Origin of the sequence: Streptomyces sp. NPDC059373 (genome assembly GCF_042751495.1) — a bacterium.
GTDB lineage: Bacteria > Actinomycetota > Actinomycetes > Streptomycetales > Streptomycetaceae > Actinacidiphila.
Genome location: NZ_JBHYXC010000040.1, coordinates 19,471 through 31,337 on the forward strand (window position 1 = coordinate 19,471; position 11,867 = coordinate 31,337).

An 11,867-nucleotide genomic window follows, 5' to 3' on the forward strand; every position below is an offset into this window, starting at 1 on the left:
CGGACCAGCCGACGATCCCTCTCATTGGCGATCATGTTGTCGCGCCCGCCAGGACGGCGGTCGCGGCCGGTGAGAGGGCGTCCCGCGTGCGACGAGCAGTCATCCTGGGTGTGTCCGTAGTACTGGCGGCGGGGGCGCTGACCGCTTCCCCGGCCGCCGCTTATACGCCGGACCCGACCTCCGACGAGTTGCGGACCGCGGGCGTGACCGTGGCCGCCGAGCAGGCCGCGGCGGCAGGCATCGCCTTCGGGGCGTGCCCCACCGGCACGCGCCTCAAGGCTCCCATCCAGTGCGGCCGGGTCCAGGTTCCGGTGGACTACGGGCACCCGGAGGGGAGGAAGATCTCGCTGCTGGTGAGCCGGCTGAAGGCGTCGGGCCCGGCCAAGCGACGCCAGGGCCCGCTGCTGTTCAACCCCGGCGGCCCGGGCGGTTCCGGGCTGTGGTTCCCCCGGCTCGGGCAGGCGGACATGCCGTCGCCCACCAAGCAGATCTGGGCGGCCACGGCCCGTACGTACGACATGGTGGGCTTCGACCCGCGCGGGGTGGGCTACTCGGCGCCGATCTCCTGTGTGCCCCCGTCGCAGTTCCAGCAGGCGCCCACGGCCGATCCACGCCATCCCGGCGCGGCGGTGAAGAGGCGCGAGCGGGCCAGGGCGAAGGCGGTCGCGGCGGGCTGCCTCAAGCGCTCGGGCGCGCTGCTCGGCCACATGACCACGGCGGACATCGCGCGGGACGTCGATGTGATCCGGGCGGCGCTGCACCAGCCGAAGCTGAACTACTTCGGTGTGTCGTACGGGACGTATCTGGGCGCGGTGTACGCGCACATGTTCTCGTCGCACGTGCGCCGCATGGTCCTCGACAGCGTCGTCGACCCGGACCCGCGCGGCATCTGGTACGGCGCCAACCTCGAGCAGGACATCGCCTTCGAGAGGCGCTGGGCCGACTGGCGGACCTGGGCCGCCCGGCACAACAAGGTCTACCGGCTCGGCACGACGCCCGCGCGGGTGCAGGCCTCCTTCGAGCGGGCCATGCAGCGGTTGGCCAAGCACCCCGCCGGCGGGAAGGTCGGTCCCGGCGAGCTGCACGGGCGGGCGGTGCAGGCCGCGTACTACGACCCGCAGTGGGTGCCCTTCGCCTACCAGCTGTCGAGCTACCTGCGGGGCGACGCGAAGCCGCTGACGGCCGCCGCGACCCCCGACCCGAGGACCGCCAAGGACGACGAGAACGGCGAGGCGGTGTACCTGGCGGTGCAGTGCGGCGACGCGCCCTGGCCGCGCGACTGGAACACCTGGGAGCGGGACAACTCGCGGCTGGCCAAGAGGTACCCCTTCGAGACCTGGTCGAACGCCTGGCTGAACCTGCCGTGCAAGTCCTGGCCGGTCCCGTCGTCGCACCCGGTGGATGTGCGGGTCTCACCGCACGCGGGGCTGCCGCCGGTGCTCCTCCTGCAGTCCGAGCGGGACGCGGCGACACCGTACGGGGGCGCGGTCTCGCTGCACCACCGGCTGCCCGGGTCGCGGTTGGTCACCGAAGTGGGGCGCGGCTCGCACGGGCTGATCAGTTTCCGCAACCGGTGCCTCAACGACCGCGTCGACCACTATCTGCTGACCGGTCGCACGGACGCGCACGACGTGCGCTGCACCGGGCACCCGCTGCCCGTCCCGACGGGCGCGCACGGTGCCCAGGACGCGAATTCGGGCCGCTACTACTGAGTCAGGAAGCGGCCAGGCCGCGTTCGTCCTCGTCGTGGTGGGTGATCTCCACGCCGCTGTCGCCGAAGGTGAGCCGGCAGGTGTCGGCGCGGTAGGTCGCCACCGCGACGGCGACGACGCGGCCGTCACTCACATAGCGCGTGGTGACGACCAGAACGGGGGCGCCAGGCAGCCGGTCGAGCTGCTTGGCGTCCTCGGCGCGTGCCGAGCCCAGCTCGACGGCGCGGTCCTCACCGGCCAACTGCAGCGTGTGCAACTCCCGCAGCACGGCGGGCGCGTGGGCGGCGGGGCTGAGATTCCCCGGCAGCGCGGGGACCGAGTCCGACGGTACGTAGAGCAGCTCGGTCGCCACCGACTGGCCGCGCATCGTCCGCTGGCGGCGGATGGTGTGCACGGGCCGCTCCGGGTCCGTACCGAGGGCTGCCGCCACGACGGCGGGGGCTGCCGCCTCCACGCAACCGATGGTGCGCCAGGCGTCGCCGCCCACGCCGGGCCATTCACCCTGCGATGGGCCGACGGAGACTCCCATGCGCGGCGGCGCGACGGTCGTACCGACCCCGCGGCGGCGCTGCAGCCGGCCTTCCAGCTCCAACTGCTCCAGTGCCTGGCGCAGGGTCGCGCGGGCGACGCCGAAGCGGGCTGCGAGCTCACGTTCGTTGGGCAGGATCTCGCCCACCGAGAACTCGGAGTCCAGAGCGTCGGCGAGCACGGTCTTGAGGTGCCAGTACTTGGGTTCCGGCACCGTTTCGAGCTGCGTGGTCCCCACCCTGTCCTCCGATTTCCGAACCGCTCTTTATTAAAGGTCCTTGCACTATTACGCGACCATAGGGCGGTCGCCTGCCGTTGGTCAAGACCAATCCTCGATCGCGAACGGGGCCTGTGGCGCTTTGGGGACGGGTGTTCACGGACTGTTCGTATACCGCGATAACGTTTCGGCCATGGGTTCGGTGACGGTGGTGACCGGCGCAAGCCGGGGTATCGGTGCGGCGATCGCTCTGCGGCTGGCCGGCCGGCGGCACGGTGTCGGGATCGGTTACGCACAAGATCGCGAGGCGGCGGAGGCCGTGGCGGCACGGGTCCGCGAGGCGGGCGGCGAGGCCGTCGTGGTGCGGGTCGACACCGCGGACGAGGAGCAGGTCGACGCCCTCTTCGACACGGTGAGGAAACAACTCGGCCCGGTCACCGGGCTGGTCAACAACGCCGCGGTCACCGGGCCGTTGGGGCGGTTCGCCGAGACGCCGGTCGAGGTCATGCGGCGGGTCGTCGACGTCAATGTGATGGGCGCGATGATCTGCGCCCGGCGGGCCGCGCGTGAGATGTCCACGCGGTACGGAGGCGCCGGCGGGGCGATCGTCAACATCTCCTCGCGGGCGGCGACGCTCGGCGGGCCCGGCGAGTACGTGCACTATGCGGCGAGCAAGGCGGCCGTCGACACGCTCACGCTGGGCCTGGCTCAGGAGCTGGGGCCGGACGGGATTCGGGTCAATTCGGTGCAGCCCGGGGTGATTCTGACGGACATGCACGCGGCGATGGGTGACGCGGAGCGGCCGTTCCGGATGGCGTCGGGCGTCCCGCTCGGGCGTCCGGGCGAGCCGGACGAGGTCGCGGCGGCGGTGGACTGGCTGCTGTCGCCGGAGGCGTCGTACACGACGGGAACGGTGCTGCGCGTCGCCGGGGGGCGATAGGCGGTCACGTGTGCGGCCGGTCGCCGGGGTCCCGGGCGAGGGCCGCGAGGGCGTTCCAGAGCAGCCGCTGAGCCGGTCGCGGGAGGCCGGCAAGGAAGAAGGTCTGGTCCTCGCCGTGGTTGAGCCGCGCGATGCGCAGCACCGGGGTGCGGCCGGCTTCGGCCTGAAGCCGCACTATCTGCTCCAGGATTCCGGCCGGGGTGGAGACGGCGCGGAAGGTGACGGGGGCGTCGGAGCGGTTGGCGAAGGCGTGCACCGTCCCGGGCGGGATGCTCGCGCTCTGCCCCTGCTCCAGGTGGAGCCGCCGCCTGCCGATCCGCACCCACAACCGCCCGTCCAGGACGGTGAATTCCTCGGTCTCCCTGCTGTGCAGGTGGGCGGGCGGCCCGGCCACGCCCGGCGGGAAGGTGCTCTCGATCTCCAGCAGCCGGCCGCCGTTGTCCCTGCCGCTGCGCAGGACGGTGACCAGCACGTTGTCGCGCAGCCTGAACTCGTCACCGCCGCTCATGCCGGGAGGGACGGATCGCCGTCCGCGTGCTGCGACCTGACGCCGCCGAGCTTCCCGGGGTTGGTGAGGATGTAGACGGTCGTGACGAGCCCGTCGGTGACCTCGAGCACGAGTACGGTGTGCGGCCTGCCCTGTGAGGTGACGAGCACCGCCGGCGCGCCGTTGATCTCCCGGAGGGCGAAGCCGGGTTCGGGGACGGACTGGCGGCCGATGCCGTGCAGGAACCGCCCGACCTTGCCGGCGGTCTCGATGATGCGCAGCGGGGCCTTCTGGACGCCGCCGCCGTCGCCGATGAGGCGGACGTCCGGCGCGAGCATCGCCAGCAGTCCTCGCAGGTCGCCTCCCACCGCCGCGGCGAGGAAGCGTTCGGTGACCCGGGCGGTCTCGACGGGGTCGGCGTCATAGCGGGGGCGGCGTTCCTCGACATGGCGGCGGGCGCGGCCGGCGAGCTGCCGTACGGCGGGTTCGGCACGGTCGAGGGTGACGGCGATGTCCGCGTACGGGAAGCCGAAGGCCTCGCGGAGGACGAACACGGCGCGTTCCAGCGGGGAGAGGGACTCGAGGAGGACCAGCATCGCCAGGGAGACCGACTCGGAGAGCACGACGCGCTCGGCCGCGTCGGGGACGGTGTGCTCGAAGTCGGTGGCGACCGGCTCGGGGAGCCAGGGCCCGGTGTAGGTCTCGCGGCGTGACTGGACGTGGCGCAGCCGGTCGATGGCGAGGCGGGTGGTGATCGTCACGAGGTAGCCGCGGGGGTCGCGTACGTCGTCGTGATCGACGTCCACCCAGCGCAGCCAGGTCTCCTGGACGACGTCCTCGGCGTCGGCGAAGCGGCCGAGCATCCGGTAGGCGACGCCGGTCAGGATCTGCCGGTGTTCCTCGAAGACGTCTGCCGCGATGTCGTCGGTCACGGCTCCCATCCTCACATCCTCCGGGCCCCGCCCGCGCGCCGGTTCGCGGGTTTGGCGGGCGGGTACGAGCCACCCTCGGTCGCCCGGGGAGGCGTCACATCGCGCCAGGGGGCCGAATCACGCCCGTAACGCCGCAGAAACCCATCCCATACCGGCGATCCGGATATCGGAGCGGGGTTCGACCTTCCCACGTGAGATACGCGGTGGCTTCGCCACGTTCTTCACCATGGCGCTGGTCGCGGCGGGTAGGGAAGTAGGGCAGACAAGAGCCCCGACCGGGACGGGGGCGCCCGGTCGGGGCCGCTGGCCGGGCCCACGCTGTGCGGGGCCCGTACCTCCTCCAACTAGTGACGGTCGGCGTGAGTTCCCGGGCAACTCCGGGCCTTTGCTGTGAGCCGGCCCACTCGGCGTGTGAGCGTCGGATATCGATCCGGCAACGGCGGGTTTAACTTTGGCGACCCCCCTTCTGGGAGGGTCGCCCCACTTGATATTCATTGCTTCGCGTTCCTGTCCGTCGATGGGCGCTCCACCCTGTTTCGCCCCTCGATCACCTCTCAGGAACGCCCATGTCCTCGCGCTCGCGCGCCATGCTGCCGCTGGTCGCTGTCTTCTCCGCCGGGTATCTCGCCGCCTACCTCCTCCCGGTCATCGTCAGCCGCCTGACGTCAGGGCTCGGCCTCGGTACGGCACAGGCCGGCGCGACCGGCAGCGCTCTGCTTCTCGCCTCGGCCTGCGCCGGGCCGGTCTTCGCGTCCCGGGTGGACCGGATCGGGCCCGCCCGGCTGGCTCGGGTGGGTCTGCTGGTGACGGCGGCGGGCTTCGGGGTGGCGGCCTGCACGGCGTACGTCCCGCTGGTCGTGGCGGGGTGCGTCGTCGGGGGCTTCGGTTCCGGTACGGCGACGGCGGTGGCCGCCGTCGGGATCGCCGCGCAGGCCGAACCGCACCGGGCGTCCGTACTGGGCCTGTTGACCACCTCGGCGGCGGCCGGGGCGCTGTACCTGGTGCTTCCCCGGCTCGGCGGCGGGCACGGGCTGCCCTTCGCGGCGGTCGCGTGCGGGGCGCTGCTGGCGCTGCCGACGGCCGGGTTGCTGCCCGCGGGAGCGCCCCGCCGTGCGGCGGGCGGCAGCCGGGGCACACTGCCGTACCGCCGTTCCGGCGCGGTGCTCGCGGTCGGGATGCTGTGCTGGTCGATGTCGCAGAACGCCCTGTGGGGCCTGAGCGGACGCATCGGCCTCGACCGCGCCGGGCTGTCCGAGGCCTCCCTCGGCGTGGTCTTCGCGGTCGCCCTCGGCGGCGGCCTGGTCGGCGTCACCGCGGCCGCCGCGCTCGGCGCCCGGCTCGGCCGCGCGGTGCCCATTGGGGCGGGGACCGCGCTGATCGCGGGCTGCATCGCGGTCACGTCCTCGGCGACCGGCGCGGTGCCCTTCGCGGTCGGCGAGGTGCTGTGGAACACCGTCTACCCGGTCGTCCTGACCTATCTGATCGGCCTGAGCGCCGCCCTCGACCCGCGCGGACGCTGGGCCGTCATCGCCGGTTCGGCGTCGTCGCTGGGGCTGGCCTGTGGTCCGCTGGCGGGGACACTGCTGTCCGCCCACGCGGGCTATGCGGGGATGGGCATGGCGCTGGGCTGTCTGCTGCTGGTGGTCGCCGTACCGCTCACCGCCGTGGCGCTGCGGGTCCGGCCGCGCAGCACCCTGGTCGTCACGCCGATCGAACTCGAGATCGCGGTCGCGGTGCCGGCCGACGCGAAGCCGGTCACCGCGGCGTAGGACCGCTCGGCGAGCCGGGTGTCACGCGATACGCGAACGTAACCCAACAGGCCCGGAAGCAACGGGGAATTCACCCGCCCGGCGACCGCTCCTGACAATCACCGGAACGGCATCGCCGCAGGTGACGCGGCGGAACGCGGCGGGGCCCATCGCGTTACAGCGTGGCACTACACCCCGTGTCGGCGAACTCCTAGTGTCAGCCGTCAAGCGGCCGAGAGTTCAGCTTCGGGCCTGGCCGTTCACCGCGATTCCGGAGGGCAACCAATGAGTCGAGTAGTGCGTGCCGCGCTGGTGCAGACGAAGTGGACCGGCGACAAGGAGTCGATGATCGACCTGCACGAGCAGTACGCCCGGGAGGCGGCCGCGCAGGGGGCGCAGATCATCGGCTTCCAGGAGGTCTTCAACGCTCCGTACTTCTGCCAGGTGCAGGAGCCCGAGCACTACGCCTGGGCGGAGCCGGTGCCCGACGGCCCGACGGTCGTGCGGATGCAGGCGCTGGCCAAGGAACTCAACATGGTCATCGTGGTGCCGGTGTACGAGCTGGAGCAGGCGGGCTTCTACTACAACACCGCCGCCGTGATCGACGCGGACGGCTCCTACCTCGGCAAGTACCGCAAGCACCACATCCCGCAGGTCAAGGGCTTCTGGGAGAAGTACTACTTCAAGCCGGGGAACCTGGGCTGGCCGGTGTTCGACACCGCCGTCGGCAAGGTCGGGGTGTACATCTGCTACGACCGGCACTTCCCGGAGGGCTGGCGCGCGCTGGGCCTGGCGGGCGCGGAGATCGTCTACAACCCGTCGGCGACGAGCCGGGGCCTGTCCTCCTACCTGTGGCAGCTGGAGCAGCCCGCGGCGGCGGTGGCGAACGAGTACTTCGTGGCGGCCATCAACCGGGTGGGCGTCGAGGAGTACGGCGACAACGACTTCTACGGCACGTCCTACTTCGTGGACCCGCGCGGCCAGTTCGTCGGCGACGTGGCCTCGGACAAGGAAGAGGAACTGGTCGTCCGGGACCTGGACTTCGGCAAGATCGAGGAGGTCCGGCAGCAGTGGGCGTTCTACCGGGACCGCCGTCCGGAAGCCTACGGCCCGCTGACCGAGGCGTGACGGAAGGACGGGAGCTCATCGTGAGCCGAACCCTGATCCGCGGCGGCCTGGTGATCACCGCCGCCGAGGAGATCCACGCGGACGTCCTCATCGACGGCGAGCAGGTCGTCGCCCTGGCCGCCGGCGGCAGCACCGTCGCCGAGGGCTGGACGGCCGACACCGTGATCGACGCGGCCGGCAAGTACGTCATCCCGGGCGGCATCGACGCCCACACCCACATGGAGCTGCCGTTCGGCGGCACCGCCGCCTCGGACACCTTCGAGACCGGCAGCCGGGCCGCCGCCTGGGGCGGTACGACGACCATCGTGGACTTCGCGGTGCAGTCGGTCGGCGAGAGCCTGCGCAGCGGCCTGGACACCTGGCACGCCAAGGCGGAGGGCAACTGCGCGGTCGACTACGCCTTCCACATGATCATGTCGGACGTCACCGAGAGCAGCCTCAAGGAGATGGATCTCCTGGTCGACGAAGGCGTCACGTCCTTCAAGCTCTTCATGGCCTACCCCGGCGTCTTCTACAGCGACGACGGCAAGATCCTCCGGGCGATGCAGCGCGGCGCCGCCAACGGCGGCCTGGTCATGATGCACGCCGAGAACGGCATCGCCATCGACGTCCTGGTCGAGCAGGCGCTGGCCGCCGGCCGGACCGACCCCCGCTACCACGGTGAGGTCCGGCGCGAGCTGCTCGAGGCCGAGGCGACCCACCGGGCCATCAAGCTGGCCGAGGTGGCCGGTTCGCCGCTGTACGTGGTGCACGTCTCGGCGGCGTCGGCGCTCGCCGAACTCGCCCAGGCCCGTGACCGGGGGCTGAACGTCTTCGGCGAGACCTGCCCGCAGTACCTCTTCCTCTCCACTGACAACCTGGCCGAGCCCGACTTCGAAGGCTCGAAGTACGTCTGCTCCACCCCGCTGCGCCCCAAGGAGCACCAGGCCGAGCTGTGGAAGGGCCTGCGCACCAACGACCTGCAGGTCGTGTCCACCGACCACTGCCCGTTCTGCTTCAGCGGCCAGAAGGAGCTGGGCCGGGGAGACTTCTCCAAGATCCCCAACGGTCTCCCGGGTGTCGAGAACCGTATGGACCTGCTCCACCAGGCAGTTGTCGACGGTCACATCTCCCGCCGCCGCTGGATCGAGATCGCCTGCGCCACCCCGGCCCGGATGTTCGGCCTCTACCCGCGCAAGGGCACCATCGCGCCGGGCGCCGACGCCGACATCGTCATCTACGACCCGAACGCCACCCAGGTCATCTCCGCCGAGACGCACCACATGAACGTCGACTACTCGGCGTACGAGGGCAAGCAGGTGACCGGCAAGTCCGAGACGGTGCTGTCGCGCGGCACCGTGATCATCGACCAGGACCGTTACCTGGGCCGGGCTGGACACGGCCGGTACCAGACCCGCGAGACCTGTCAGTACCTCATCTAGGAGCAGAGCAATGGAATTCGGTCTCGTACTCCAGACGGACCCGCCGGCGTCGGGCGTCGTCGAGCTGATGAAGCGTGCGGAGGGCCAGGGGTTCACCTATGGCTGGACCTTCGACTCGGCCGTGCTGTGGCAAGAGCCGTTCGTCATCTACAGCCAGATCCTGGCTCAGACGGAACGGCTGATCGTCGGCCCGATGGTCACCAACCCCGGCACGCGTACGTGGGAGGTCACCGCCTCCACCTTCGCGACGCTCAACGACATGTTCGGCAACCGCACCGTCTGCGGCATCGGCCGGGGCGACTCCGCGATGCGCGTGGCGGGCCGCAAGCCCAACACCCTGGCCCGTATCGAGGAGGCCATGCACGTCATCCGTGAGCTCGGGGAGGGCCGCGAGGCGGACCTCGGCAGCGGAACGGCCATCAAATTCCCGTGGGTCAGGGAGGGCGCCGAGCTGCCGGTCTGGATGGCCGCGTACGGGCCCAAGGCCCTTGCCCTGACCGGTGAGAAGGCCGACGGCTTCATCCTGCAGCTGGCCGACCTCTATCTCACCGAGTGGATGGTCAAGGCGGTCAAGGACGCGGCGGTCGCGGCGGGCCGTCATCCGGACGACGTCACGATCTGCGTGGCGGCGCCCGCCTACGTCACCGAGGATGACTCGCCCGAGGCGCTGGCCCACGCCCGGGACCAGTGCCGCTGGTTCGGCGGGATGGTCGGCAACCATGTCGCGGACCTGGTGAGCAAGTACGGTCAGTCCTCCTCGATGGTCCCGGAGGAGCTGACGGACTACATCAAGGCCCGTCAGGGCTACGACTACTCGCACCACGGCCGCACCGGGAACCCGGACACGGCCTTCGTGCCCGACGAGATCGTGGACCGCTTCTGCCTGATAGGCACCGCCGAGCAGCACGTCGAGAAGCTGAACGCGCTCAAGGCCCTGGGCGTCGACCAGTTCGCGCTCTACAACATGCAGGACGCCAAGGAGTCGACCATCGACGTCTACGGCACGACGGTCATCCCGGCCGTCAACGGCTGACCACAGCCCCACCAACCGCCACCCGCACGGCACCCGTTCGACCCCCGTCCCCGTCTCGAACGAAGGGGCTGCAGCCATGACAGCCACCGCGCCACCGCCCTCCCCCGCCCAGAGAACCCAGGCCGACGGCCGCGTCGAGCTCCCCGCCGACGCCATACCGAGCGGCCCCTACGCCAACGAGGACCTGCTCCCGGTCCCGCTCGCCCAACGGAAGTGGACCACCTACAACTTCGCCGCCCTGTGGGTCGGCATGGCCCACAACATCGCCTCCTGGACGCTGGCCTCCAGCCTCGTCGCGCTCGGCATGGACTGGAAGCAGGCGGTCCTGACGATCGCCCTGGCGAACGTCATCGTGCTGGTGCCGATGCTGCTGACCGGCCACGCCGGACCGAAGTACGGCATTCCCTTCCCCGTCTTCGCCCGCGCGGCCTTCGGGATCCGGGGCGCCAACCTTCCCGCCCTGGTGCGCGCCGCCGTGGCCTGTGCCTGGTTCGGCATCCAGACCTGGATCGGCGGCTCCGGCATCTTCCTGCTGGCCGGCAAGCTCTTCGGCCACTGGTGGGCCGGGGCCGGCACGGTCGGCGGCTATCCGTGGACGCAGTGGCTGTCGTTCGCCATCTTCTGGGCGCTCCAGATCGCCATCATCGTGCGCGGCATGGAGACGGTGCGCCGCTTCGAGAACTGGGCGGCCCCGTTCGTCATCGTCGGCGCCATCGCCCTGCTGGTGTGGATCAGCGTCAAGGCGGGCGGCTTCGGCCCGCTGCTCGACCAGCCGTCGGCGCTGGGCTGGGGCAGCGGCTTCTGGAAGGTCTTCTTCCCCTCCCTCATGGGCATGATCGGCTTCTGGTCGACCCTGTCGCTCAACATCCCCGACTTCACCCGTTACGCCTCCACCCAGCGCGCCCAGTTCTGGGGCCAGTCCCTGGGCCTGCCGACCACCATGACCGCCTTCGCCCTGCTGTCGGTCCTGGTCACCTCCGGCTCCCAGGCGGTCTACGGCACCGCCATCTGGGACCCGGTCGCCCTGGCCGCCAAACTCGACAACTGGGCCGGAATCCTCTTCGCCCTGGTCACCGTGCTGGTCGCCACGCTGTCCGTCAACATCGCGGCGAACACGGTCTCGCCCGCCTTCGACCTGTCCAACATGGCACCGCGCAAGATCAGCTTCCGTACCGGCGCGCTGATCACCGCCGGTGTCGGCGTGGCCATCTTCCCCTGGAAGCTGATCTCCAGCCCGCAGGCGTACATCTTCACCTGGCTCGGCACGGTCGGCGGTCTGCTGGGCACCGTGGCCGGCATCCTCATCGCCGACTACTGGATCGTCCGGCGCACCAAGCTCGACCTCGCCGACCTCTACCAGGCCGGCGGCCGCTACTGGTACGACGGCGGCTGGAACTGGCGTGCGGTCGTCGCCTTCGTCGTCGGCGGGGTGCTGGCCATCGGCGGCTCGTACTCCAACGTCGTCAAGGGTGTGAAGCAGGGGCCCTTCCCGGCGGACGGCCTGATCTCCTTCCTCAAACCGCTCGCGGACTACGGATGGGCGGTCGGACTGGCCGCCTCGCTCGTCACGTACTTCCTGCTGACCCGGTTCGTACCGGACCGGAACAGCTGAGCGGTCAGCGTGCGGCGGGGCCCCGCCCCCCCCCCCCCGGCGCCGCGGGGGGGGGGCAGGCGGCGTATGTCGGGGGGTGGGGATGGCCATAGTGCCCGTCGGGACCCGC

The 11,867-nt window shown here is 71.0% G+C and carries 10 protein-coding genes; 7 read left to right on the forward strand and 3 right to left on the reverse strand.

Annotation, left to right across the window (positions count from 1 at the left end; translation table 11 throughout):
• Window positions 1-86: 86 nt before the first annotated feature.
• Window positions 87-1,712, forward strand: a complete 1,626-nt coding sequence (locus ACFXJ5_RS33945) for an alpha/beta hydrolase (protein WP_384639862.1) — start codon at window positions 87-89, stop codon at window positions 1,710-1,712.
• Window position 1,713: 1 nt separating this feature from the next.
• On the opposite strand, the gene ACFXJ5_RS33950 is transcribed toward ACFXJ5_RS33945, so the two are convergent.
• The gene (locus ACFXJ5_RS33950) at window positions 1,714-2,478 is read right to left on the reverse strand and encodes a GntR family transcriptional regulator (RefSeq protein ID WP_384639864.1); all 765 of its coding nucleotides are present in this window, start codon (window positions 2,476-2,478) and stop codon (window positions 1,714-1,716) included.
• 172 nt (window positions 2,479-2,650) lie between these two features.
• Between ACFXJ5_RS33950 and ACFXJ5_RS33955 the strand changes: the two genes are divergently transcribed.
• Entirely contained in the window at window positions 2,651-3,397 is a 747-nt protein-coding gene (locus tag ACFXJ5_RS33955) for an SDR family oxidoreductase (protein ID WP_384639866.1), read from the forward strand.
• Between the two features lie 4 nt (window positions 3,398-3,401).
• On the opposite strand, the gene ACFXJ5_RS33960 is transcribed toward ACFXJ5_RS33955, so the two are convergent.
• Entirely contained in the window at window positions 3,402-3,905 is a 504-nt protein-coding gene (locus ACFXJ5_RS33960) for a cupin domain-containing protein (protein ID WP_384639869.1), read from the reverse strand.
• Window positions 3,902-4,816 (reverse strand): RNA polymerase sigma factor SigJ, encoded by a 915-nt coding sequence (gene sigJ / locus ACFXJ5_RS33965; protein ID WP_384639872.1) that lies wholly within the window; start codon window positions 4,814-4,816, stop codon window positions 3,902-3,904. The genes ACFXJ5_RS33960 and sigJ overlap by 4 nt, the downstream gene beginning before the upstream one ends.
• A 566-nt stretch (window positions 4,817-5,382) precedes the next feature.
• Between sigJ and ACFXJ5_RS33970 the strand changes: the two genes are divergently transcribed.
• From ACFXJ5_RS33970 to ACFXJ5_RS33990, 5 genes are all read left to right on the forward strand, one after another.
• Window positions 5,383-6,585, forward strand: coding sequence for an MFS transporter (locus tag ACFXJ5_RS33970; RefSeq protein ID WP_384639875.1), 1,203 nt, complete (start codon window positions 5,383-5,385; stop codon window positions 6,583-6,585).
• A 264-nt stretch (window positions 6,586-6,849) separates the two neighbouring features.
• A complete protein-coding gene (locus tag ACFXJ5_RS33975; RefSeq protein WP_127354254.1) occupies window positions 6,850-7,692 on the forward strand; it encodes a nitrilase-related carbon-nitrogen hydrolase in 843 nt (280 codons plus the stop codon).
• A 17-nt stretch (window positions 7,693-7,709) separates the two neighbouring features.
• A complete protein-coding gene (hydA, locus tag ACFXJ5_RS33980) occupies window positions 7,710-9,113 on the forward strand; it encodes a dihydropyrimidinase (RefSeq protein WP_384639982.1) in 1,404 nt (467 codons plus the stop codon).
• Window positions 9,114-9,123: 10 nt separating this feature from the next.
• Complete coding sequence (locus ACFXJ5_RS33985) at window positions 9,124-10,146, forward strand: TIGR03842 family LLM class F420-dependent oxidoreductase (protein ID WP_384639878.1); 1,023 nt, start codon at window positions 9,124-9,126, stop codon at window positions 10,144-10,146.
• A gap of 76 nt (window positions 10,147-10,222) precedes the next feature.
• Complete coding sequence (locus tag ACFXJ5_RS33990; RefSeq protein ID WP_384639881.1) at window positions 10,223-11,758, forward strand: NCS1 family nucleobase:cation symporter-1; 1,536 nt, start codon at window positions 10,223-10,225, stop codon at window positions 11,756-11,758.
• The last annotated feature ends 109 nt before the right edge of the window (window positions 11,759-11,867 follow it).